20 protein-coding genes and 1 tRNA gene are annotated in these 24,432 nt (G+C 68.4%); 12 read left to right on the plus strand and 9 right to left on the minus strand.

Annotation, left to right across the window (positions count from 1 at the left end; genetic code table 11):
• Window positions 1–79: 79 nt before the first annotated feature.
• From JE033_RS12860 to JE033_RS12880, 5 genes are read right to left on the minus strand one after another with little or no spacing between them, the layout of a single operon-like run.
• Window positions 80–910, minus strand: a complete 831-nt coding sequence (locus JE033_RS12860) for an ABC transporter ATP-binding protein (RefSeq protein ID WP_090152463.1) — start codon at window positions 908–910, stop codon at window positions 80–82.
• Window positions 907–1,713: an ABC transporter ATP-binding protein gene (locus tag JE033_RS12865; RefSeq protein WP_090152460.1), complete on the minus strand. Its 807-nt coding sequence runs from the start codon at window positions 1,711–1,713 to the stop codon at window positions 907–909. The genes JE033_RS12860 and JE033_RS12865 overlap by 4 nt, the downstream gene beginning before the upstream one ends.
• A complete protein-coding gene (locus JE033_RS12870) occupies window positions 1,710–2,591 on the minus strand; it encodes an ABC transporter permease (RefSeq protein WP_090152457.1) in 882 nt (293 codons plus the stop codon). The genes JE033_RS12865 and JE033_RS12870 overlap by 4 nt, the downstream gene beginning before the upstream one ends.
• Complete coding sequence (locus tag JE033_RS14960; RefSeq protein WP_370567966.1) at window positions 2,588–3,670, minus strand: ABC transporter permease; 1,083 nt, start codon at window positions 3,668–3,670, stop codon at window positions 2,588–2,590. Before JE033_RS14960 ends, JE033_RS12870 begins: the two co-directional genes overlap by 4 nt.
• Window positions 3,671–3,689: 19 nt before the next feature.
• Window positions 3,690–5,291, minus strand: a complete 1,602-nt coding sequence (locus JE033_RS12880; protein ID WP_090152454.1) for an ABC transporter substrate-binding protein — start codon at window positions 5,289–5,291, stop codon at window positions 3,690–3,692.
• Between the two features lie 317 nt (window positions 5,292–5,608).
• Between JE033_RS12880 and JE033_RS12885 the strand changes: the two genes are divergently transcribed.
• From JE033_RS12885 to pheA, 7 genes are all read left to right on the plus strand, one after another.
• Window positions 5,609–6,367: an IclR family transcriptional regulator gene (locus tag JE033_RS12885; RefSeq protein ID WP_090152449.1), complete on the plus strand. Its 759-nt coding sequence runs from the start codon at window positions 5,609–5,611 to the stop codon at window positions 6,365–6,367.
• Between the two features lie 26 nt (window positions 6,368–6,393).
• The gene (locus JE033_RS12890; protein WP_200332144.1) at window positions 6,394–8,109 is read left to right on the plus strand and encodes a hypothetical protein; all 1,716 of its coding nucleotides are present in this window, start codon (window positions 6,394–6,396) and stop codon (window positions 8,107–8,109) included.
• Window positions 8,106–8,834 (plus strand): hypothetical protein, encoded by a 729-nt coding sequence (locus tag JE033_RS12895; RefSeq protein ID WP_200332146.1) that lies wholly within the window; start codon window positions 8,106–8,108, stop codon window positions 8,832–8,834. The genes JE033_RS12890 and JE033_RS12895 overlap by 4 nt, the downstream gene beginning before the upstream one ends.
• Complete coding sequence (locus JE033_RS12900; RefSeq protein ID WP_090152439.1) at window positions 8,831–9,829, plus strand: dipeptidase; 999 nt, start codon at window positions 8,831–8,833, stop codon at window positions 9,827–9,829. Before JE033_RS12895 ends, JE033_RS12900 begins: the two co-directional genes overlap by 4 nt.
• Window positions 9,826–10,209, plus strand: coding sequence for a RidA family protein (locus JE033_RS12905; protein ID WP_200332148.1), 384 nt, complete (start codon window positions 9,826–9,828; stop codon window positions 10,207–10,209). Before JE033_RS12900 ends, JE033_RS12905 begins: the two co-directional genes overlap by 4 nt.
• Before the next feature lie 64 nt (window positions 10,210–10,273).
• Entirely contained in the window at window positions 10,274–11,914 is a 1,641-nt protein-coding gene (pgm, locus tag JE033_RS12910; RefSeq protein ID WP_200332150.1) for a phosphoglucomutase (alpha-D-glucose-1,6-bisphosphate-dependent), read from the plus strand.
• Between the two features lie 19 nt (window positions 11,915–11,933).
• Entirely contained in the window at window positions 11,934–12,893 is a 960-nt protein-coding gene (gene pheA / locus JE033_RS12915; protein ID WP_090152428.1) for a prephenate dehydratase, read from the plus strand.
• Window positions 12,894–12,896: 3 nt separating this feature from the next.
• Here the strand turns inward: pheA and JE033_RS12920 are convergent, their stop codons facing one another.
• Complete coding sequence (locus JE033_RS12920) at window positions 12,897–13,895, minus strand: diacylglycerol kinase family protein (RefSeq protein WP_200332153.1); 999 nt, start codon at window positions 13,893–13,895, stop codon at window positions 12,897–12,899.
• A 58-nt stretch (window positions 13,896–13,953) separates the two neighbouring features.
• On the opposite strand from JE033_RS12920, the gene serS reads away from it, so the two are divergent.
• The 4 genes from serS to JE033_RS12940 all read left to right on the plus strand — a co-directional run bounded on the left by serS (window position 13,954) and on the right by JE033_RS12940 (window position 18,223).
• The gene (gene serS, locus JE033_RS12925; protein WP_200332155.1) at window positions 13,954–15,225 is read left to right on the plus strand and encodes a serine--tRNA ligase; all 1,272 of its coding nucleotides are present in this window, start codon (window positions 13,954–13,956) and stop codon (window positions 15,223–15,225) included.
• Between the two features lie 4 nt (window positions 15,226–15,229).
• The gene (locus JE033_RS12930) at window positions 15,230–16,102 is read left to right on the plus strand and encodes an HAD family hydrolase (protein WP_090152417.1); all 873 of its coding nucleotides are present in this window, start codon (window positions 15,230–15,232) and stop codon (window positions 16,100–16,102) included.
• 56 nt (window positions 16,103–16,158) lie between these two features.
• Window positions 16,159–16,249: transfer RNA gene (locus JE033_RS12935), tRNA-Ser, on the plus strand.
• A gap of 357 nt (window positions 16,250–16,606) precedes the next feature.
• Window positions 16,607–18,223: a molybdopterin-dependent oxidoreductase gene (locus JE033_RS12940; protein ID WP_200332157.1), complete on the plus strand. Its 1,617-nt coding sequence runs from the start codon at window positions 16,607–16,609 to the stop codon at window positions 18,221–18,223.
• Window positions 18,224–18,340: 117 nt separating this feature from the next.
• Here JE033_RS12940 and JE033_RS12945 read toward each other — a convergent pair whose 3' ends face one another.
• Window positions 18,341–19,645: a glycosyltransferase gene (locus tag JE033_RS12945; protein WP_200332159.1), complete on the minus strand. Its 1,305-nt coding sequence runs from the start codon at window positions 19,643–19,645 to the stop codon at window positions 18,341–18,343.
• Window positions 19,642–21,765 (minus strand): glycosyltransferase, encoded by a 2,124-nt coding sequence (locus JE033_RS12950; RefSeq protein ID WP_200332161.1) that lies wholly within the window; start codon window positions 21,763–21,765, stop codon window positions 19,642–19,644. Before JE033_RS12950 ends, JE033_RS12945 begins: the two co-directional genes overlap by 4 nt.
• A 160-nt stretch (window positions 21,766–21,925) precedes the next feature.
• On the opposite strand from JE033_RS12950, the gene JE033_RS12955 reads away from it, so the two are divergent.
• Window positions 21,926–23,281, plus strand: a complete 1,356-nt coding sequence (locus tag JE033_RS12955) for a nucleobase:cation symporter-2 family protein (RefSeq protein ID WP_200332163.1) — start codon at window positions 21,926–21,928, stop codon at window positions 23,279–23,281.
• A 71-nt stretch (window positions 23,282–23,352) separates the two neighbouring features.
• Here JE033_RS12955 and JE033_RS12960 read toward each other — a convergent pair whose 3' ends face one another.
• A complete protein-coding gene (locus tag JE033_RS12960; protein WP_200332165.1) occupies window positions 23,353–24,369 on the minus strand; it encodes an SIS domain-containing protein in 1,017 nt (338 codons plus the stop codon).
• Window positions 24,370–24,432: the final 63 nt, after the last annotated feature.

The following is a 24,432-nucleotide window of genomic DNA, read 5'->3' on the forward strand; positions in this document are numbered from 1 at the left end:
GCAGTTTCGCGGCGCACGCCCGCTCCCGCTCCCGGCCCGCCCTCCCCGATAGCAAGAGGGAGTGCAGGATCGCCGAGCGCTACCCCTCGCGTCCGACGAGGGCCGGCACCGCGCCGAGCAGTTCCCGCGTGTACGGGTGCTCGGGGGCCGTCCACACGCGCTCCGTCGGCCCCTGCTCGACGAAGACGCCGGCGCGCATGACGGCGGTGCGATCGGCGATGGTCGCGACGACGGCGAGGTCGTGCGAGATGATGACCATTCCGATCTGCAGGTCGTCGACGAGGCGGCGCAGCAGGTCGCCGACGTGCTTCTGCGACGAGGCGTCGAGCGCTGAGATCGGCTCGTCTGCGACGATCACGTTCGGTTTGGCGAGCAGTGCTTTCGCGATGGCGATGCGCTGCCGCTGCCCTCCGGAGAGTGCGTGCGGGTAGCGGGTGCGCAGCGCCGGGTCGAGACCGACGCGCTCGAGCACATCGGTGATGTCTGCGAGGCGTTCCTCCGCCGTACGACGCTCTCCGCGGGCACGCGCGGCGGAGTTCCACACCTCTTCGAGTTGCTGCGTGATGCGCCGACGCGGGTTCAGCGATGCGTACGGATCCTGGAACACCATCTGCAGCGGGACGAGTCGCGCGGGGCGCCGACGAATCGGGAGCGGCGTCACCGGTTCGCCCTTGAAGCGGATGCTGCCTCCTGAGAGCTTGTTGATGCCGACGAGGGCCCGTGCGAGTGAGGACTTGCCGCAGCCGCTCTCGCCCACGATGCCGACGATCTCGCCGGGGTGCACCTCGAGGTCGACGCCGTGGACTGCGACGAAGCGTCCTTTGCCCTTGACCCGGTAGCTCACGACCGCGTCGGCGACCTCGATGAGTGGCTCCGTCGGCGGCTCTGCGAGCGGTGAGCGGTCGGTCATGAGAGTACCTCCTCGGGCAGGGGCCAGGGCACCTTCGGCACCGCGTCGAGCAGCACGCGGGTGTAGGGATGTTGCGGGGAGCGGAAGACCTGATCGGAGTCGCCGGATTCGACGATCTCGCCGGTGCGGAACACGTTCAGGCGGTCCGCGATCGTGCTCAGCATCGCGAGGTCGTGCGTGACGAAGATGATGCCCATACCGGATTCGCGCCGCAGTTCGTTGAGCAGCGCGATGATGCCGGTGCGAATGTTCGCGTCGAGCGCCGTCGTCGGTTCGTCGGCGATGAGCAGCTTCGGGTCGCAGGCGAGTGCGATCGCGATGGAGACGCGCTGCTTCATGCCGCCCGAGAGCTGGTGCGGGTACTGGCCGAGCAGCCGCTTCGGTTCGCGCAGGTGGACGCGCTCCATCAGCTCGATCGCACGTGCTTCAGCTGCGGGCTTCGAGAGGCCGAGGTGCTGCCGCATGTGGTCTGTGAGCTGTTCGCCGAGTTTCAGCATGGGGTGCAGGCTCGATGACGGATCTTGGAGCACCATCGCGATCTCGGTGCCGCGGGTGCGCTCCCACTCCCGCTTCGATTGGGTGAGGAGCTCGCGGCCGTCGAAGCGGATCGAGCCGTCGGCGACGAGGCCGTCGGGGAGCAGGCCGAGCAGTGCGAGGCCGGTCAGGGTCTTGCCCGATCCGCTCTCGCCGACCACGCCGACGACTTCGCCGGCCTCGACGGTGAATGAGACTCCGTCGACGAGTGGCGCCCCGGCACCGCTGGCGCGCCCGACCGTGAGCTGGTCAACGTGCAGGAGGGTCATGATCCGGATCCGTTCTCGTTCAGGCGGGGTTCGAGGTTGTCGCGAATCGCGTCGCCGATGATGTTGAACGCCAGCACGACCGTCACGATCGCGAGTCCTGGCGCTACGGCGAGCCACCATTGGTCGAAGTACTGCACGGCGCCCGAGATCATCGATCCCCATTCCGGGGTCGGCGGGACCGCTCCGAGTCCGAGGAATGAGAGACCGGCGAGGAAGAGGATCGCGGAGCCGATGTCGAGCATCGCCAGCACGAGCACGGAGCCGCTGACCGCCGGGAGCAGATCGACGATGATGGAGCGCAGGGGCCCGACCCCTGAGAGTCGGTTGGAGAGCACGAACTCGGACTCGCGCAGGGCGAGCACGATGGAGCGCACGGCCCGGGCGTACGCCGGCCACCAGCTGATCGCTGCGGCGATGACGGCGTTCTGCACGCTCGGCCCGAGCGCCGCTGCGATGGCCATCGCGAGGATGATTCCGGGGAACGCGAACACCAGGTCGGCGACGCGCATGAGGATCTCGTCGATCCATCCTCCGAAGAACCCCGCGATGAGGCCGATTGCGGTGCCGATGAGGGCGGCCGCCGCAACGATCATGAGACCGTTCGGAATCGAGGTGCGCGCTGCTGCGAGGGTACGGCTGAAGTTGTCGCGCCCGAGTGCGTCGGTTCCGAGGAGCGCGGTCGCGTCGGGCGGCGCGAGCGCTGGGCCCACCGTTGCCAGTGGGTCGAAGGGCGTCAACGCGGGAATCAGGATCACGGCGAGCCAGGCGAGGAGCACCGCGCTCGCCGCGATCACGGAGGGCGTGCGGAGCCAGGCGGGCACTCGGCGTCGCGAGCGCTCTGGGGCGGCGATCATTGAGATGACATCGGTGCGGGTCATTGGAGTCGGATCCTCGGGTCGAAGGCCGACGCGAGCAGGTCGGCGATGAAGTTCACGGCGAGGAAGATCACGGCGATCACCACGGAGATTCCGGTGATGGCGGTGACGTCGAGGTTCGTCGCCGAGCGGTAGGCGTACTGGCCGAGCCCGCCCCAGGCGAAGATCTGCTCCACGTAGACGGTGGCGGCGAGGAGGAAGCCGAAGGAGAGCGCCGTGACGGTGATGATCGGGCTCGACGCGCTGCGCACGGCGTAGCGGATGAGTACGCGCCGCCCGGGCAGCCCCTTCACTCGGGCAGCTTTCACCGCGTCGGTGTTGAGCCCGTCGAGCACCGCGCTGCGGGTGAAGCGAAGCACCATGCCGAGGTTCGAGAGCGCGAGGATGGTCGCTGGCAGGATGAGGTGCGCGACGGCAGACGCCCACGCGGTCACGTCTCCTGCGAGGAGCGTGTCGATCGTCATGAACCCGGTCACGCGCGGTGGCGGCGTCGAGGCTGCGTCGAGTCGCCCGCTGCCGGGAAGCCAGCCGAGCTGGCGGAAGAAGAACGTCGAGCCGATGAGCGCGAGCCAGTAGGTCGGCAGACTGACGCCGATGAGCGACACGACGCGTGCGAGGTGATCCGGCCAGCGGTTGCGGGCGTATGCTGCGACGATGCCGAGCGAGACCCCGATGAGCACGGAGAGCACGGTTGCCCACAGCACGAGTTCGAGCGTTGCCGGTGCGTACTTGGCGAGGTCCGTCGCGATGGGCTGACCGGTCTGCTGCGAAATTCCGAGGTCGCCCTGGAAGAGCCCGCCGAGATAGCGCAGGTACTGCTCCCAGATCGGGAGGTCGAGTCCGAATTTCGCTCGGAACGCGGCCACCGCCTCGGGGTTGGAGAGCGCCTGCTGGCTGAGGTTTGCCGTCTCGGGCCGGAGCGGCACCAGCACGCCGAGCCCGAAGGAGACGAGCGTGATGCCGAACAGGGTGACGAGGGAGGTGCCGAGGCGGCGGAGCACGAAGCGGAAGTACCCGCCGCCGCCCGTCGCCGGGGCGGGCGTCTGGACGTCCGCCCCGGTCTCGGAAAGGGTGTGAGTCACGATGCGTATCCCCGCGCGCCTAGTCGATCTGCGACAGGTTGATCGCCGCGAGCGGGTCGTGGCTCACGTGCTCGACGCTGTTCGAGGCGACGAGGAAGAAGGACGGTTCGAGCAGGAAGGCGAAGGGCGCCTCCTCGTTCATCGAGGCGTTCCACTCGGTGAAGGCGGCCTCCCGGTCATCGCCCGTGGCGACGCGCGCCGCCTCGGCGAGCTCGGCTGTTTCAGGGGCGGCGTCCGCCGGCCAGTGCACGCGCTCTCCGATGAGGCCGCCCGGAGCGAAGACGAGCTCGTCGGAGGCGTCGGCGGTGTCCGGCGGCCATGACCACAGCGCCATCTCCGTCTCCCCGTCGACGTATCGCTGCAGCGAGGTGGAGGTCGGCGTCGGGTTCAGCGTCACCTTGAGGCCGATGGCCTCGAGCTGCGTCTGCAGGCCCTGGGCGAGGATGTTGTAGTCGATTCCCGCGAGACGCGTGTAGTCGTTCGCGTAGTCGAGCGAGATCTCGGTGCCGGTCTTGCCTGCATCGGCGAGGAGCTTCTTCGCGGCATCGGGATCGGACTTCGGCCCTTCACCCTCGGGCAGGGCTCCGATCATCATGGATGGGATGATGCCCGTCGCCTCTTTCGCGCCGGCCCCCACGAGTGTGCGGAGTGCTTCGTAGTCGATGCCGGTCTTGATGGCTTCGACGACGTCGGGATCCGCGGTGGCCGCGCCCTCCTTCTGCGAGAGGGCGAGGTAGAGCACCTCCGGCGAAGACGACGACTGCACCTGCAGTGCGTCCGATTCCATGCCCTCGGCGATGCGCCCGGGGATGTCGAGGGCGATCTGGCTGTCTCCGCCTTCGAGGTTCGCCTTCTGCTGCTGGGCGTTGTTGACGTTCCGGATCACGATGCGGTCGTAGGCCGGCGCTTCGCCCCAGTAGTCCTCGTTCTTCACGAGTACGATCTGCGCATTCGTGTCGTAGCTCTCGAGCGCATAGGGCCCGCTTCCGGCGCCGTTGCCGGGCTGCGTGAAGAACTGCCCTGCTGTATCCGTGTCCGCCGCGTCTTCCGCATCGGTGCCGCCCGCGGCGCGCACTGCTTCGTCGTCCACGATGGCGAGGGGCGGGGCGGTGAGGGTGTGCTCGATGTAGGGAGCCGGATTCTCCGTGGTGATCTGCACGGTCCGCTCGTCGACCTCGGTGACCGTGATGCCCTCCATCCGGTAGGCCGGGCTGGCTGCGAGGTGCTTGAGGCGGTTCAGCGAGAAGACGACGTCGGCTGCGGTCACCGGGTTGCCGTTCGCGAAGGTCGCGTCCTCGCGCAGGGTGACGGTGAACTCGGTTGCCGCGTCGTTGCCCGTGATGGACTCGGCGAGCAGCGGCTCAGGTTCTGCGACGTTGTCGATGTAGGTGAAGAGCGTCTGGTAGATGCCGCTTCCCGTGATCGCGTCGGTGACCTGGAAGATGGTGGCCGGATCGATCGATTGGGCGGTGAACGCCTGGTCGATCACGAGCGTTCCGGACTTCTCCGTCGAAGCGCCTCCGCTGTCTTGCGCGCTGCTCGAGCAGCCGGTGACGGCGAGCGCTCCGGTCAGCAGGAGGGCGCATGCCCCCACTGCTTTTCGCATTGGCTTCGATGCCATGACGCGATTCCTTTCGGTGTCGGGGTTGCCTCGAGCTGCACCGATTCGTCGGGAGGGCTTGTCAGACCTCGTCGTCCAAACTAGTGTCAACTATATCGTGACAGCTGCTTCCATTTTACGAAGCAGTGAGAGCGATATTACCGGTCGTGACCGCGCCGTCAAGAGGCGATTTTCCTCGGAGTCGCTCGTCTCATGCGAAATGGGCACGTTCACGTCGGCAAAATATTTGGGTTGACGAACCGACGATGTCTGGCTAGTTTCGTGTCATTCAATGCGCGGCTCTGTCAACTATGTAATGACGGACGAATGGAGAAAACATGTCTGAGATCGTTCCGGGGACGAGCGGCACCGCGCCGCTCACCTCGAATCTCAAGATGCTGCGCCTGCTCGAGGAGATCGCGAAGACGAGTGCGCCGTTCGGCGTCTCCGAGATCGCGCGGCGCGTCGGCGGGTCGCGATCGATGGTGCACCGCCAACTGGTGACCCTGGTGGCGGCAGGGTGGCTGCAGACCGACTCCCAGGGCGCGTATTCGCTGACATTCGCACCGGTGCGCGTCGCCCAGGCCGCACTGCGGCACGCCAGCGTCGACCAGCGCATCGCAGAGGAGCTCACCCGACTCGCGAGCGAACTCGGCGAGGGTACGTCGCTCGGCACGCTCGACGGCGACTCGGTCACCATCGTCGGCCGCGGCCTGCCCCCGCGCAACGTGCACGTGTCGCTGGAGCACGGTCAGCGCTTCGGCATCGCGGGCAGCGCGCTCGGATCCGTGCTCGCCAGCTACCTGCCGGACGACGATCTGGATCGTCTGCGCCGGGCGAAGGTCGAGCTGCCCACCCCTGCCGAGTGCGCCAAAGTGCGCGGCGCCGGATACGCCATGCTCGTCGACGACGAATTCGATCCGATCGAGATCGTCGCCGTTCCGGTCGGTCGCACCTCAGGACGCGTGCGATTCGCGCTCTCGGCGCACTGGCCGCACGGCCGTACCAAACCCGATCACGTGATATCCACCCTCGAAGCGGGGGCGCGAGCGATCGAAGACCTGACCGTGCAGAGCGCGGGAATCCTGCTCACCTGACTCACCCACATCACGAAGGAGTGCCGATGTCCACTACGCCCCCGATCGTCGAGGTCCCTCGCCGGATTCTCGATCCCGATCTGCTGCTGCAGCCATCCCGGCTGCAGTCGCTGCCCGCGAGTCGAATCTCGGCGGGGCGTAGTCTGCTGGAGAAGATGCAGCGCGAATCGTGGACCTTCGAACTCGTGCACCTCGACATCGACGAGCGCGCAGACGGCGAGGCGCTCTACCGCGTGCACGCCGGCGGCGGGAAGATCTTCGACTTCGTGATCTTCAGCTTCGAGCCGACGCTCGACGGCCGCACCGGTCGCATCACCGGTCAGAACTGGGACATGATGGGCGCGCTCATCGAGGGGCCGACCACTCCTGCAGACCGCGCGCACACCCGCGCCGAACTGCCGAAGCTCTACGCGGGACGGGCCGTGCCCGGCACGCTGACCTGGGCGCGATCGAACCGGAGCTTCCGCGCCTTCGATCACGCGGTCCAGGCGCTGTCAGAGGGGCGGCAGCCCGACACCCGGGCGCTCTGGGAGGTCGGGTACCTGATGCGGAACACCGGCCTGGACGGCAACGGCACCTTCCTCACGCGGTCGTTCCTCACACTCGAACACGACCATCCCCTGCGATTGCCGCTGCACGCGCAGCTGCTCTCCGCGTTCATCATGCGCGAGTTCGCCTCCGATCTCGTCGAGACGATGGCGAAGCACCGCAACGCGCAGGCGGTCGTGCTCGACCGCGAGGTGCGTCGCATGATCGGCATCGGCAACGGATCGGCGCTCGGGCTGCTGTTCTTCGTGAACACGCACCCCATGCTCGTCGGCACGTGGCTGGAGCAGCGGCAGACGCTCCTCGCCGAGGCCACGCAGCTGCCGCTGCCGCGGGGCGCCGACGCGACCGAGCAGTACCGGGAGCTGCTGCAGCGAGCGGCGGAGTTCACCCGGGTCGATCCCTACGTCTACGCGCGCTTCGATGACCCGCACCGAGTCTCGGAGCAGCTGGAGCAGGCGATCGAAGTGCTCGACGAGCTCCTCGCGCGAGGCGCGACGACCGGCGCCGAGCTGCTCACCCGTCTCGACGGCGTGATCCGGGACGAAGCGTGGGAGCTGGTCGCTGCGAACCTCCTCGAACTGCTCCCGTACGAGCGCATCGTGGAAGCGATCGAGGGCGGGATCCGCTCCGAGCAGTTCGTCGCTGAGGCGGATATGCCCCTGATCGAGCTGCGCGCGATCATCGACCGGGATTACTCCTGGGCATTGGAAGTCGACATGCAGGCTCCAGGCGCGCGGCAGTTCGTTTGGTACAAGTCGGCTGACGCGGAGGAGCCGCGGCGGGGGCCGGCCGCTGAGGTCGATGGAGGCCGCAACTGGGCTCTGGATCTGCCGGGCGACGTGCAGGCGCTCGATGCCGCACTGCGGGCATCCAGCGGCGAGAAGGTCGGCGAGCTGCTGCGCGAGCACCCTGAGCTGCGCGCCACCGTGGAGCGCATCCAGTCGCTGCGAGATTTCCGCTATCACTCGCCGCACATGAACATGCTGGGCGACGACTTCGTGCCGGTCTCGATCGTGCGCTTCATGAATTCTGCGGTGCACGGCCTGCTGCGCACCGTCGACGAGGGCGATGACCGCAACGTGCTCGGTCTCATCTATCTCGGCGCCCCCACTGCGGCCGACCTGAACGAGGGGCTCGAACTCGAGACCCGCTACCCCCAGATGCCCGTGACCACGATCGGAGCTGCACGATGACCACCGAGATGCTGGCCTCCGCCCGAGAGATGCGCCACATGGTGGGGCGCTACCTGCACGCCCGATCCTGCCCAGGGTACGCGGTCAACGCCATCCGCGATGCCATCATGGCCGCTCAAGCCGAAGGGGTCGACGCGGTCTCCGAGATGGAGCGGGTGCGCGACCAGTACGACGGCGCGCGCACGAGCTTCGACGTCAGCCGCGACGGCGACACCGTCGTGCTCGACGGGCACGGCACGCCCGCGATCCTGCTCGCTCCGGCGCTCGTCGACGAGCTGTCCCTCGCGGTCGTCGACGGCGCGGCGCGCGTCGAGGTCGTCAACACCCCTGGCGTCGGGATCGCCGCAGCTCTCGGCGAGTACGCCGCTGTGCGCGGTGTGGCATTCGGCATCGAGCCCGAGGCGGGCGGCGAGGGCGCCGGCACGGACCGCGCGATCCTCACCCCGACGCGGACCTCGCGGACTCCGGTGCGACCGGCCGAATCTGCAGCAGGGCCCGCGATGCGCCGAATTCTGCTCGAGGGCTACGTCATGGACGCCGATCAGTTCTGGCGGCTCTTCCACGAGTCCAACGAGGCCCTCACTCCGGACTCCGAGGTGTCTCGACGCCATGCGGGATCGCAGCTGTACGACGAGGACGGCAACCTCCTCGGCGAGGTCAGCGAGGAGACGTACCTGCACCTGCGCCGCGGCGAGGACGATGCGGAGCGGGCGGTGCTCGCATGAGCGGCGCTCCGGTAATCGACGGGTTGCAGTGCGGCCGCTACGACCGAGAGGTGCTCGAACAACTGCGGGACGGCGGGGTGCGGGCGGTGACGATCACCGCCTCGTTCTGGGAGGACGCGCTCGAGACGATGGATGCGCTCACCGGGTGGAACGACGTCGTGCGCGAGCACGGCGACGTCGCGCTCATCGCTCGGAGCGGCGCCGATATCGATGAGGCGGTCGCGTCGGATCGGGTCGCGATCGTGCTCGGCACGCAGAACGCATCGCTCTTCAACGAGCGCATCGGCTTCATCGAGCACTTCTGGAACCTCGGCGTGCGCGTCGTGCAGCTGACGTACAACATCCAGAACGCGATCGGATCGTCGTGCTACGAACCGGTGGATACCGGGCTCTCGCGCTTCGGGCACGAGGTCGTGGGTGAGATGAACCGGGTCGGCATGATCGTCGACCTGTCGCACGTCGGCGAGCGCACCTCGCTCGAGGCGATCGAGGCATCGGAGCGGCCGGTCGCGATCAACCACGCGAACGCGCGCTCGATCTACGATCACGCGCGCAACAAGGGGGACGACGTGCTGCGGGCGCTGGTCGCCCGTGGCGGCGTCCTGGGCGTGTGCACGTACAACAACATCGCGGGGGAGTACGCGGCGACGCTCGACGGTTCGGCGGAGCTGATCGCGAAGCACGTCGAGCTGCTCGGCGTCGATCACGTCGCCTACGGGTCCGACCTCGATCCGAACGCCCCCGAGAACAACCTGGCCTGGATGCGCAACGGGCGTTGGAGTCGCAAGGTGCAGCACGGCGCATCCCGGCCCGACATCGCCCCACCGCCGGCGGCGTGGATCGACAACTTCGATTTCCACAAGTTCGGGGAGGTGCGCGATCGCCTCGTCGAGCGCGGCCTGCTCACCGCTGAAGAAGCCGGGCAGGTGTTCTTCGGCAACTGGAAGCGGCTCTACGACGACGGATTCGCGCCGGCGGCCGGAGCACTCGCGTGAGCGCGGGCGTGCGGCGCGTCCCGGCAGAGTCGAACGGTGCGCTCTCGTCGAGCGTCACCGTGATCGGGGATACGGCGTACACGACCGTCATCCCTCTCGACGCGTCGGGGGAGCTCGTCGAGGGGATCACCGCTCAGTCGGAGGCCGTGATCGACGCGCTCGAGGCCGACCTCGGCGAAGTCGGAGTCGGGCTGGCCGACATCGCGCACCTGACCATCTACCTGCGCGATCTGGCCGAGAACCGGGCGGCGTTCAACGACGTGTACGCCCGGCGGTTCGGCTCCCGAGTGCCGGTGCGCTGCGCCGTGGGCGTGGCGGAGCTCGCCAGGCCGACCATGCTGGTCGAGCTCACCGCCGTCGCTGCAGTGCCGCGGGTCTGATACTGCGGGGCGGGCGCGCGTCAAGCCCGCCCCGCGCCAGCCGGGCGCCTGGCACACTGGAAGCATGCACGAACGAGCCGGCACGCCCGCCCGCCCCGAAGACCTGATCGACGTCGACGCGCTGCTCGCGGCGTACACGGAGATCGTCCCTGATCCCGCGAACCCGGCGCAGCGCGTCGTGTTCGGCACGTCCGGTCACCGCGGCTCGGCGCTCGCCGCCTCCTTCAACGAGGCGCACATCGCTGCGATCAGCGCGGCGATCGCGGAGTACCGAGCCGCGCAGGGCATCGACGGCCCGCTGTTCATCGGCGCAGACACCCACGCGCTCTCGGCGCCCGCCCAGCGCACCGCCATCGAGGTGCTGCTCGCGGCCGGCGTGCGCGTGATCGCCGCCGCGGGCGACGGCGACGCGGCCTTCGTGCCGACACCAGCGCTGAGCCATGCGATCCTGCGCCACAACCGCGGTCGCGACGCCGATGACGCCGGCCGAGCCGACGGCATCGTGGTCACCCCCAGCCACAACCCGCCGAGCGACGGCGGGTTCAAATACAACCCGCCCCACGGCGGCCCGGCGGACAGCGACGCGACCGGTTGGATCGCAGCTCGGGCGAACGAGTTGCTCGAGGCCGGCGCCGACATCGCGCGCGCGGACGCGGGAGCGGTCGCCGCCGTCGAGCGGTACGACTTCGTGAACGCCTACGTCGACACCCTCGGCGAGGCGATCGACCTCGACGCGATCCGCGCCGCGAAGGTGCCGCTCGCCGTGCACCCGCTGGGCGGGGCGAGCGTGGCCTACTGGGCGGCGATCCGCGATCGACTCGGCATCGAGCTCACCGTGCTCGGCCCGGGCGTCGACCCGCAGTGGGGCTTCATGCATCTCGACTGGGACGGCAAGATCCGCATGGATCCGTCGTCGGCCCACGTCATGTCGACGGTCGACGAGCACCGCGGCCCGTTCGCCATCATCGCGGGCAACGATGCGGATGCCGACCGTCACGGCATCGTCACGAGCGACGGCTTGATGAACCCCAACCACTACCTCGCCGTCGCCATCGACTACCTGCTCGGGCACCGCCCCGGCTGGTCTGCCGAGGCGGGCATCGGCAAGACGCTGGTCTCCTCCGGCATCATCGATCGCGTCGTCGCCGCCCAGGGCCGCGACCTGCTCGAGGTTCCGGTCGGCTTCAAATGGTTCGTGCCGGGGCTCGCCGACGGGAGCGTCGTCTTCGGCGGCGAGGAGAGTGCTGGCGCCTCATTCCTCTGCTTCGACGGCAGCGCGTGGAGCACCGACAAAGACGGCATCCTGCTCGCACTGCTCGCCGCCGAGATCCAGGCGGTCACGGGGCAGTCCCCGTCAGAGCGCTACCGAGAACTCACTGCGCAGTTCGGCGAACCGGCATACGCGCGCGTCGACGCGGCGGCGACTCCCGAGCAGAAGGCCCGGCTCGGTGCGCTATCGCCCGACGACGTCACCGACACCGAGCTCGCGGGGGATCGCATCACGGCGATCCTCACCGAGGCTCCCGGCAACGGTGCGCCGATCGGGGGGCTCACAGTGCAGACGGAGCACGCGTGGTTCGCCGCCCGACCCTCCGGCACCGAGGACGTCATGAAGATCTACGCGGAGTCCTTCCGCGGCGCCGAGCATCTCGCGGAGGTGCAGGCAGCCGCGCAGGCGCTGGTCAGGCGCGTGCTCTCCGACTGACGCCGGTACGCTAAGAGGCATGTCGCACGCCTCAGCAGCCCCCCGCCGGTACTCCTACCTGGGGCCGGCTGGAACGTTCACCGAGGCGGCGCTGCGGCAGGTGCCGGAGGCCGAGGGGCAGGTCTGGAACCCGGTCGACAACCTCGGCGAGGCGCTGAACGATGTCGTCACGGGCGCCAGCGACGCGGCGATGATCGCCATCGAGAACTCGATCGACGGCGGAGTCACCGTCGCGCAGGATGCGCTCGCCACGATCCCCGGCCTCCGCATCATCGGCGAATACCTCGTGCCGGTGCGCTTCGTGCTCGTGGCGAGGCCGGGAACCGCGCTCTCCGATGTCAGCGTCGTCGCCGGGCACCCGGTCGCGTACGGGCAGTGCCGCGCATGGCTCGACGGAGCGGCGCCCACGCATCGCCACCTGGTGGCGACGTCGAACGTGCAGGCCGCCGCCGACCTCTTCGACCCGACGAAGGGCGTCGACGCCGCGATCGCGCCGCCCGGCATCGAGGCGCACTACGACGTCGAGGTGCTCGCGGAGGGCATCGCCGAGAACCCCGACGCGGTGACGCGCTTCGTGCTCGTGAGCCGCAGCGTGCCGGTGGGGGAGCCCACCGGAGCCGACAAGACGTCGCTCATGGTGGAACTGCCGGAGGATCGGCCGGGCGCTCTGCTCGATCTGCTCGAGCAGTTCGCAGCGCGCGGCGTGAACCTCACGCTGCTCGCATCGCGTCCGATCGGGGATCGCATGGGCCGGTACCGCTTCGTGATCGACGCTGAAGGGCACGTCAAGGATGAGCGCGTCGCCGACGCGCTGCTCGGCGTGAAGCGCTTCAGCCCGAAGGTCTCGTTCTTGGGTTCGTACCCGCGCGCCGACCGGGTAGCGGCGACCATCCGCGACCTGCACGACGACGACACGTTCCGGGATGCGCGGGATTGGCTGCGCGGCGTGATCGAGGGCACGCGCGACGGCGAGGCGTGACGCCTACGCGCGCGCCTGCCACTCGGGCAGCACGCGCACGATGAGCGATCCCGGGTCCACCTCGCCGCTCACGGTGAGCGCGAACCCGAAATCGTCGCCGTCGAGCTGCACGGGCTCCGGCTTCGCCACCGCGAGCGCATAGCGTTCGGCGCGCAAGTACGAGACGCTCCGCGTGTCGCGCACGAGATCGATGATCTTCCGCCCCGTGCGCGAGCGGCGCAGCACCCCGTTCTCCCATCCGATCTTGCGCCAGATGCGCAGCCACGAGAACGCGCCGAGCGGGTGGAGGGCGACGACGTCGAGCTTGCCGTCGTCGAGCTGGGCGTCGGGGATCAGCAGCACGCCTCCCGGCATCAACCCGCAGTTGCCGATCATCACCGTGTAGACCGACAACGGCCGCACCGGCGAACGGTCGATGGAGTAGTGGATCTGCAGCGGTCGGTCGGAGATCATGGTACGCACGCCGGCGTCGACGTAGGCCAGCCACCCGAGCCGCTTCTTCAAGGTTGACTTGGTCGCCGAGATGGCGCGCGCGTCGAGGCCCATCCCGGCGAGCACGAGGAAGACGTGCTCGCTCTCCGACTCGTCCTCTCGCACGATGCGCACGATGCCGAGGTCGATCGGTCGGTTGCGCCCGGTGAACGCGGCACGCACGACATCGTCGAGGCGATTCAGCGGGGCGCCGAGATTCCTCGCGAGCAGGTTGCCCGTGCCCTGCGGGACGACGGCGACCGGAACCCCGCTGCCCCTGAGCGCTTCGGCCACTGCCCGAATCGTTCCGTCGCCGCCGCTCGCGAGCACGACATTCGCGCCGTCGTCGACCGCGCGGCGAGCCGCCGAGACGCCCGCATCCTCCGCGCTGGTCTCGTACCACCGGGCTGCACCCCACCCGGAGGCCTGCTCCTGCTGCGCGACGGCCGCTCGCAGTGCCGAGAGGTCGGTCTTGAACGGCTGATACACGACCGCCGCCCACGGAATGTGGTGCGAGCGGGTATCTGGCATGCGTCCAGCGTAACGGCGGGCAGCAGTTCTGATGCTGGGCGCGGGTAAGCTGGAGCGCGTGATCGATCCAGTCCTCCTCCGCAACGATCCCGAAGCCGTGAAGCGCTCGCAGCGCGCTCGAGGAAACGACGAGGCGGTGGTAGATGAGGCGCTCGCCGCCGACGCGACTCGCCGAGCCGCGCTCGGAGAGTTCGAGACGCTGCGCGCCGAGCAGAACGAGTTCGGCAAGAGCGTGAAGGCGGCCTCCAAAGACGAGAAGCCGGCACTGATTCAGCAGGCCCAGCAGCTCGCCGCTTCGGTCAAGGCGGCCGACGCCCGCGCGAAGGCGGCGGAAGCCGAATTCGATGCGATCTCGCTGCGCATCGAGAACCTGGTCATCGACGGCGTGCCGGCGGGCGGCGAGGAGAACTTCGTCACGCTGCGCGAGGTGGGCGAGCAGCCGACCTTCGACTTCGCACCGCGCGACCACCTCGAACTGGGCGAGATGCTCGGGGCGATCGACATGGAGCGCGGCGCCAAGGTGTCGGGCGCGCGCTTCTACTTCTTGCGCGGCGTCGGCGCACGGCTCGAACTGGCGCTCATGAACATGGCCCTCGATCGCGCCCTGCAGCACGGATTCACGCCGCTCATCACCCCGACGCTGGTCAAGCCCGAGATCATGCAGGGCACCGGATTCCTGGGGGAGCACGCGGACGAGGTGTACCACCTTCCCGCGCAGGATCTGTACCTCACCGGCACGAGCGAGGTCGCACTGGCCGGCTACCACTCCGACGAGATCATCGACGTCTCTGCCGGCCCGATCCGGTACGCCGGGTGGTCGACGTGCTACCGCAGCGAGGCCGGTTCGCACGGCAAGGATACGCGCGGGATCCTGCGCGTGCACCAGTTCAACAAGCTGGAGATGTTCGTCTACGCCGACCCCGCAGAGGCGGAAGCTGAGCATGATCGGCTCGTGGGCTGGCAGGAGGAGATCCTCCAGGCGCTCGGCCTGCACTACCGCGTGATCGACGTCGCCGCAGGTGATCTGGGCTCGAGCGCTGCGCGCAAGTTCGACATCGAGGCATGGGTGCCGACGCAAGACGCGTACCGGGAGCTCACCTCGACGAGCAACTGCACCACGTACCAGTCGCGCCGGCTGTCGACCCGCTACCGCACGGAAAGCGGCAAGACCGCTGCGGTGGCGACGCTGAACGGTACGCTCGCCACCACGCGATGGATCGTCGCGATCCTCGAAACGCACCAGCAGGCCGACGGCAGCGTCATCGTGCCGGAGGCGCTCCGCCCGTACCTCGGCGGACTCGACGTGCTCACACCGATCGCGGGGGTGTGAGCCGATGAGTGCCGCGCCTCGCATCTCCGCCGATGAACGGCACCTCATCGCGCTCGACATCGACGGGACCGTGCTCAACCACGGGTTCGGCGCGGGCGCTGGGGACGATTCCGCCGGCGGCCACATCGACCCCGACCTGGCCGACGCGATCCTCGCCCTCCATGAGATGGGGCATGAGGTCGTCATCGCGACCGGGCGCTCGGTCGACGCGACGCTGCCCATCGTCGAGCGGCTCGGGATCCGCCCCGAGTGGGTGGTCTCGGCGAACGGCGCGGTGACGCTGCGTCGCGACCCGCTCGCCCACCGGGCGTACCGACGCGAGTTCGTCGAAGCCTTCGACCCGAGCGATGCCCTGCGGAAGATCCGCACGCAGCTCGTGACGGCGCGTTTCGCGGTGGAACTCGCAGACGGCGGATTCCTGTACACCGACGACATCCCCACGGGCACGCTGCCGTCGCGGCAGCGGCGGGTGCCGTTCGAGCAGCTGCTCGGCGTGCAGGCGTCGCGCGTCGTCGTCGTCTCGCCCGACCATCGGCTCGAGGAGTTCCTCGACGTGGTGAACACGCTCGGGCTGACGCACGTGTCGTACGCGGTCGGCAGCACGTCGTGGCTCGACATCGCCCCCCACGGGGTCACCAAGGCGAGCGCGCTCGAGGTCGTCGCCTCGCACCTGGGGATCGACGGATCGCGCGTCTTCGCGGCGGGTGACGGGCGCAACGACATCGAGATGCTGCAGTGGGCTGCGAAGCGCGGTGACGCGGTCGCCATGGGCCAGGCCGTCGACGATGTGCGGGCAGTCGCCAGTCGCGTCACCGGCACGATCGACGAGGTCGGTCTGCTCGCCGCGCTGCGCGATCGCTTCCCCGTGATCCGATAGCTCGCGGCGCGCTTCGCCGTCATTCTGGCCGCGCCCCGTTTGCTAAGCTCGTTCGCGGAGGGTTGTCCGAGCGGCCGAAGGAACTTGTCTTGAAAACAAGCACTGGGTAACCCCCAGTCAGGGGTTCAAATCCCCTACCCTCCGCCACCAGTGAATCCTCCCGACCGAGTTCCGGTCGGGAGGATTCTCGCTTCAGGGACTACTCCGCGATGGCGGCGTCCAAGGCGACGAAAAAGTGGTCCGGGATGCTCACGAAGAGGGCGTCAGATGGTCGACGTCGTTGGGTGCGCGCGGGTATCGACTCGTGAGCAGCCTCTGGAGTCCGAGCGACATCCGACGCTGAGAACGTGCCGTCACGGCGAGGGTGCACCGCGCAGCGTCCCCTCTCGCCTGGTCGGTGCGTTCTTGGAATAACGTGCGCGGCGGAAATTCCATCCGTTGCGTGCTCGGCGACGAACACACTGTGCAGGGCAAAAATGATCTGCCGATCGAGAGGCGACGATGATGGCGAAATCGACGGCACCAACGACCAAGTCGAAGAACCGCCGCGGGGTCTGGGCCCTTTGGAGCGCGCTCGCCGGCATTGTGAGCGCTGCGGCGTTCCTCGCCGTCGCCGAACTCGTCACTCTGCTCGTCGCCCCTGAGAGCAGCCCGATCCTCGCGGTCGGGTCGTTCGTGATCGACATCGTGCCGCAACCCATCAAAGAGTTCGCAATCGCGACCTTCGGCGAAGCCGACAAGGTCGTTCTGCTCTGCAGTCTCGGCCTGGCGGTCGCCGTCGCCGCCGCGATCGGCGGCATCCTGCAGTTCTTCGCGCGCCCGTTCGGGCTCGTCGTTATCGTCATCGCCGGAGCGCTCTCGACTGCCGCGACCGTCACCCGTTCCGGTGCATCGGTGCTCGCCGCCGCCCCGCCGGTCCTGGGAACCCTAGTCGGCTGCGCCGTGCTCATCCTGCTCATTACCCGGCTGCGCGTGTGGTCGGGTGACGTTGTCGCGGGTTCCGCGGCTCGGACCGGGCCGCCTGACGCCGAGACACCCGCAGCACGCGAGGTCGGCCGCCGGTCGTTTTTGATCGTCACTGGCGCTGTGGGCCTGTCGGCCGTGGCTGTCGGGATCGGGGCTCGCATGCTCAACGCCACGAGCGCCTCCATTGACGCCGCCCGCCGCGAGTTGCGGCTGCCTGAGCCGCGGACGACCGTCACGATCCCTCAAGGTGCCGAGTTCGAGGTTGATGGTCTGTCACCGCTCATCACCCCCAACGCCGACTTCTACCGCGTCGACACGGCTTTGACGGTGCCCGCGGTCGATCCCACCACATGGCGGCTCGTGATCGACGGGATGGTCCGCGAGCGGGTGGAGCTGAGTTTCGACGACCTCGTCGGCATGGGGCTCGACGAGTATTCGGTCACGCTTACGTGCGTCTCGAACGAGGTCGGCGGCGGGCTCGTCGGCAACGCGATCTGGCAGGGCGTCCCCATCCGCGACATCCTGAAGATGGCCGGGCCTCAAGCAGGAGCCGACATGGTGCTCTCGCGCAGCGTCGACGGCTACACGGCATCCACCCCGCTCGAATCGCTCACCGACGACGGGCTCGACGCGATCTTCGCTGTCGCCATGAACGGCGAGCCCCTGCCCCTTGAGCACGGCTTCCCCGTGCGCATGGTCGTGCCCGGCCTGTACGGCTACGTCTCGGCGACCAAGTGGGTCACCGAGCTGAAAGTCACGACGTTCGACGCCGACGAGGCGTACTGGACACCTCGCGGATACGCCGCGCAAGCGCCCATCAAGTTCGCCTCGCGCATCGACACGCCTCGTACCGGTAAGCCGGTCGTGGCGGGCACAGTCGCCGTTGCGGGCGTCGCGTGGGCCCAGACCGTCGGCATCGATCGCGTCGAGGTGCGAATCGACGACGGCGACTGGCAGTCCGCCACCCTCTCGAATCCCATCAACTCCGACACGTGGGTGCAGTGGATGATGCCGTGGGAGGCCACCGCCGGAACCCATTACGTCGAGGTGCGGGCCATCAACAAGAACGGCGAGACCCAGATCGAGGAGCGCACGCCGATTGCCCCCGACGGGTCGAGCGGTTGGCAGCGGGTACTCCTGACGGTCAGCGCCTGACCGTCACCTCCTCACCGTCAGCTCTTGCTGTTCGCGCCGTCGAGCCAGTGGAGCAGGGCGCGGAGAATGTCTGGATCTATCTCCTGGGCTGAACGGTCGCTGGGCGCCACGACGTCGCTAGGCGCGCACCACCTGGCGCGCGCCGTACGCCGCCTCGGCGCTGCGGCGGCTATCGGCAAGCGCCTCGGGGAGCGTGCGACGCGGCGGACGCCGCGTGAGCATCGACGCGATCGTATCTTGCAGCTCGGGCACGGTCGCCTCGTTCGGTGCGAGCACCTCGGCGAGCCCGGCCCGCTCGAGCGCTTCGGCGCCGGCGAACTGGTCGGTGGAGAAGGGGAGCACCACGAGCGGAGTGCCGAACGAGAGGGCCTCGGTCACGCTGTTGTTGCCGCCGTGCGACACCGCGCCTGCCGCGCGTTCGAGCAGCGTCACCTGCGGCAGGAACTCCTGCACGAGCCAGTCGGCGGGCAGCTCCCCGAGTGAGTCGACATCCGACGAGCCGTGGGCGATCGCCGCCCGCACGCCGAGCAGGCGCAGCGCTTCGACGATCTTCCGCAGGACGTCGCTCCGCACCGACAGGAAGCTGCCGAAGCTCACGTACACGAAGGGCTCGGCGCTCGCATCGAGCCAACGCTGCACTGCGGCGTCGGGCTCTTCTGGTCGCAGTGACGAGCCGATGAAGGTGTGCGGCGGCAGTATCTCGCGGCGCTCCTCGGGCACGAGCTCTGCCGGATAGTTGAAGACCAAGAAGTCGCCGTGCTCGGCGAACGCCTCGTGCGAGGGGGGCAGTGCAGGATCCAATTCCGCGAGCGCGTGGTTCCACTCAGCGGTGAACGACGCGCTGACACGGGAGCAGAGTTCGCGAAGCGCATCGAGTTCGTGCGCGCTCGGCGAGAACGCCCGAGGCCACGCCGACGGGTATCCGTAGAGCTCACCAAACGCGGGCAGCGGCAGCGCCGTCGGGTGCCCCAGCACCATGTCGATGGAGTCGATGCCGGCCGATCGCAGGGCGAGTCGCGCGCTGAATGCGAGGTGATCCACCACGATCTCGTCGGGCTGCACCTCCGCGACGATGTCGAGCACACGGCGCGCGGTTTGGACGGGCTGCCACATGAGGTCGTGCAGCCGCGCACGCGCCTGGAAGGCGAGCGTCTCGATCATCCCGGCGCGGGTCGCATCGAAGAAGCCGCGCAGCACGTCGTCCTCACCTTTCGGCTGCTGCTCGGCGCGAATCGTTCCGGGGTTGGATCCCTTGCCGAGACTCAGCGGCACGTGCTCGTAGTCGAATGACCGCACGATGGGCGCCGTCGCCGGGCCTGTGGCGACGACGACGCGGTGCCCGTGATCCCGCCAGGCCTGGCCGATGGCTGCCAGGGGGTACAGGTGCGATGCGTAGTCGGGACTGATGATGAGGAGGGTCATGCGTTCGTTTCCAAGTCTCTGGGGAGCCCAGCAGCAGTGCGACGTCGATGAGCTGTTGCGTAGATGCCCGCGAGCGTGCGGGCCATCGTGTGAATGGAGAATCGGTCGGATACGAGCGTGCGCGATGCGGCGGCGCGATCGTCGGGGCGCTCCGCAGCCAGGCCGAGTCCCTCCACGATCGCGGCTCGCAGGCACCCGGCGTCCGTCGTGTCAACGAGGATCCCGGTGCGTCTCGGCTCGATGTACGTCGCCGGGCCGCCGCGGCGCGGGGCGATGACGAAGAGCCCTGCGGCCATGGCCTCGAGGATCGCCAGACCGAATTCCTCCTTCATGCTGCCGCAGACGTACACGCCGTGCGGCGCGGCGAGTCCCGGAATGCCGAAGCGGGCGGCGGCGATCCACTGGGCGGCGACCTGATTCGGGCGGTGCCCTACGATGAGCAGGCCGCGCGCTGCGCGCGCCTGCGGGTCCACCACGGTGTCGATCAGCGCGAGCTGGTCGGCTTCGTCGGCTGATGGACGCGCGAGGTTGCCTCCCACGATCAGCAGGTTGCAACGCTCCTGCAGTGCGGGGTCGGCCCAGGCGTCGACGATCGTCGACATGCCCTTGACGCGGTGCAGGCGCCCCACACTGATGAGGAGTGGGAGGCCGCGGCGGTGCGGCGGAAGCTCCTCGAGCAGGCCGGTGAGCTCCCGCAGTGCGGTGCCGGCAGGCGCACCCGCCGCGGCCTCGCGGGCCTCGGCAACGGCGGCGTCGATGACGGACACGTCGATCCCCTCGGCGACGGGCGTGTACTGTGCGGGGTCGTCGATGTCGATTCCGACGAGACGCTGCAGGTCGGCCTGCAGGTGCTCGCGCGGCATGAGCACGGTGTGCGCGGCGGCTTCCGCGAGCTCTCGGACGAGTTGGGCTCGGAACCAGTAGCGATCCCGCGCGTCGTGATCTCCGAAGTTCTCGCGTGTGAGGGTGCCTGCGAGCTCCAATGATTCGATGAGCGCGTGAGGGTCGGGCGCAGCGGTGAAGATCACCGGTATCCCGGCTGCACGAGCGACATCCCATGCCGCGAGCGTTCCCACGTCGGCCATGCGCAGGTGGATCGCGTGGACGGTGCCGTGCGCGGCCAGTGCCCGGGCGATGCCGCGTCGCGCGGCGATGTAGTTCGACCAAGCGTCTTCGGCGCGCGTGACGGCGACGGGGAGCCCGATCTGCGAGTAGGCGTGACCGTCCGGGGCCGCCTTCGCGTCGCCGTCGGCCGTCGCGTCACCGCCTCGGGAGATCGTGAGTACACGGCCGATGGCGGGGCTCTCGGAGTGCGCTTCTGCACCCGCATCGCTGCCGGCCAGGAGCGCATCGCCGAGCCGGACCAGGAGTGTGGCGATGCCCCCGTTGTTGCCGCTCCCCACGGTGCGCAGGCCGGAGTCGATGTCGGCGCCGAGGAAGAGCTGGGCGACGGTCAGCGCTTCGTCTGCGCCCGGGTCCACGGGTGTGGTTGCGCGAGGAGCGGCGTCGCCTCGTCGGGCGTCGTCAAGCGCGTCTCGTGCGGCTTCGCGCACTGCGTCGGCCTCGTCGGTATCGAGTGCGATGCTCTCGAGTGCTGCGATCGCGCCCGGGCCGCTCATGAGCCCGAGGGTTTCCGTCAACCGGCGCCGCACGGGTGCGTCCGATCGCGTCTGGAGTGCGACGGTCAGATGGTCGACGATGACGTCGCTCGCGTCGATGCGCCAGGCCTCCAGCGCTCGTTGAGCGAGCATGCCGTCCAGACCTCCCGCAGTCAGCAGGGCGACGAGCGGGGCGATGGAGGGGAGGTGCGGGCGCCGCCGCGCGGCGCCCCAGGCTGCGTGCGCGCGCAGGAACGCTCGAGGATCGCGCAGTGCTTCTGCCAGTACCGTGTCGGCCGCACCGGCAGCTCCGTGGGGGTCGGGCTCGTCGTGCTCGATGTGCGCGACGGCGTGCAATGCCGCGATTGCGACGGCCTGATCTTCGCCCTCGATCGCCGCGGTCAGGGCATCGACGGACGTCGGCTCGTCTCGCGCCGCGTCGGAGAGCCGTTCGGACGCCATGAGCACCTGGGTGAGACTGCCCGTTTCGCGCATCGTTCGCAGCAGCGATTCCACTGTCATGCCGCACCCACGTCCTGTCGATAATTGCTTAGATTTTAAGCTTAGATGTGTTTTACACAAATTCTAAGCTATTGTCGCGGTAGGTCATCATCTGACGGGTAAGGAAGCGGCATCGGCTCCGTCTCTGCATCAGTCTCTACCGAGAGTTGAGTCATCGGCTGTGAATACGCGAATCTCCCGCAGAGCTCCTCGTCCCGAGGACGAACGACTGCACTGGACGAAGAACCTCGCCCACGGCATGCAGCACGTGCTGAGCATGTACGGCGGCATCATCGCCCCACCGCTCATCATCGGCACCGCCGCGGGCCTGTCGAGCACGGAGATCGGCGTGCTCATCGCGAGCTGCCTCTTCATCGGAGGGCTCGCGACGATCCTGCAGACCATCGGCCTCCCGTTCTTCGGCAGCCAGCTCCCGCTCGTGCAGGGCACCTCCTTCGCCTCGGTCGCGACTCTCGTCGCCATCGTCGGCGGCGGCGGCGGCATGCCAGCGGTGTTCGGAGCGGTACTCGGCGCCGCGGCCATCGGCCTCCTGATCGCACCCTTCTTCGCGAGGATCGTGCGGTTCTTCCCGCCCGTGGTCACCGGCGTCGTGATCACCACGATCGGCATCTCCCTCATTCCCGTCGCGGCGCGCTGGGCGATGGGAGGATCGGCGACCGCCGACGACTACGGCAGTGTGGGGAACATCGCGCTCGCCGGGGCCACGCTGCTCATCGCGCTCGTGCTCTCTCGCGTGCGAGCCTTCGGTATCAACCGGATGGCGATCCTGCTCGCCCTCGTGCTGGGCACGGTCATCGCCTTCATCGCGGGCAAGACCGACTTCTCGTCGGTCGGTGACGGAGCGATCTTCGCGATTCCGCAGCCCTTCGCCTTCGGGCTGCCCGTCTTCGAGATCAGCGGAATCATCTCGATGGTCATCGTCGTGCTCGTGATCCTCACCGAGACGACGGCCGACATTCTCGCCGTCGGGCAGATCACCGGATCGAAAGTCGACTCGCGTCGCATCGCGGACGGACTCCGCGCCGACATGCTGTCGAGCGTCGTCGCCCCCGTCTTCAACACGTTCACGCAGAGCGCGTTCGCCCAGAACGTCGGGCTCGTCGCGATCACCGGCGTGAAAAGCCGATTCGTCGTCGCGACGGGAGGCGGGATCCTGCTCGTTCTCGGCCTGCTGCCCGTGCTCGGCCGCGTCGTCGCCACCCTGCCGATGGCCGTACTCGGCGGGGCGGGCATTCTGCTCTTCGGCACGGTCGCCGCGTCGGGCATCCGCACCTTGAGCAAGGTGCAGTACGAGAACAACTTCAACTTCTTGATCGTCGCGGCATCACTCGCCATCGGGTGCATCCCGGTCGTCGCACCCGACTTCTTCGATCAGTTCCCCTCCTGGTTCAGCACGATCTTCCACTCGGGGATCAGCTCGGCCGCGATCGCCGCGGTACTGCTGAACCTGCTGTTCAACGAGATCGGGCGAAAGCGCCGTCCCGTCGAGTCCGAGGCGGCGCCGACGATCGCCTGACCGGCTGCTGCGGCTGCGTGCGCTGAGTGCTGCGGCTGCAACCCTCGGGTTCGGCACGGTGGTGGTGCCGCTCAGAAGTCTCCCTTCTTGTAGTACCTGCGGATCGTGAGGTCGTGGCCGCGCACGCGCTCCAAGTGCGTGCTCAGGCGTTCGAGCACGGCGGCGAGCACGATCGGTGAGACGAGCGCCCGCACGCGCGGACTGAGCCCGGGGAGTTTGAAATCGAGCGTGTCGATGACTCTGACGCGTTCGGTCACCGTGCGTGCGAAGCACTCGACTCGATCCGTCAATGGTCGTTGCTCGTCCTCGCCCTTGAGGATGAACACGCTCGTGTCTGACTCCAGAAGTTCCAGGGTGCCGTGGAAGAAGTCGGACGCGTGCACGGGGCGGGTCCAGATCCACTGCATCTCTTCGAGAATGCACATGCCGTAGTACATCGCCTCGAACCAGGAACCGCCCGCGCTCGTCATGATGTGATGCTGCTCGTCGGCGATCTCGATCGCGAGCGCTTCGGCGCGCGCCTCGAAGGCCTGCTTCGCCGCGACCAGGAGATCGGGGAGTCGGCGCAGCTCTGCCACGACGGCGTCGTAGTCTTCGAGTTCGCCCCGGGCATCCATGATGGCGAGTGCGAGCAGCAGCGACTGCAGGTGGAAGTTCTCGCTCGAGGTCGGATCGGCGCAGGCGTTGGAGAATGCGATGTCGGCGAGTTCCGCGATCGGGGTGGACGGGTGAGAGGTGAGGCTCAGAATCGTCGCGCCGCGCGACTGGGCGAATCGAAGCGCGGCTACCGCCTCCTTCGTGGTGCCTGAGACCGAGGGGAAGACGGCGAGTGATCCGGGACCGAGGTGCGCACTGCCGGAGTGCACGATCTCGGCGCTCATCTCGATGTGCACCGGCAGGGTGGATCGGGTCTGCAGGAGGCGAGCCGCCGGCAGCATGAGGAAGTTCACTCCACCTGCACCCATGAAGAACAGATTCCTGCCTCCGTCTTCGAGCCAGGCGCGCACGGCGGTGCGGATCTCGGGGGCGAGCGCGACGGCTCCGCGCTGCACGGCGAGATAGGACTCGGGATCGAACTTCAGCATCATTGCTCCTGTCTGTTGACGAGAATAGTTGTCTGACAACTAATCTAGAAGTGCAACAACATCCGC

The organism is Leucobacter sp. L43, from assembly GCF_016597785.1.
Lineage (GTDB): Bacteria > Actinomycetota > Actinomycetes > Actinomycetales > Microbacteriaceae > Leucobacter > Leucobacter alluvii.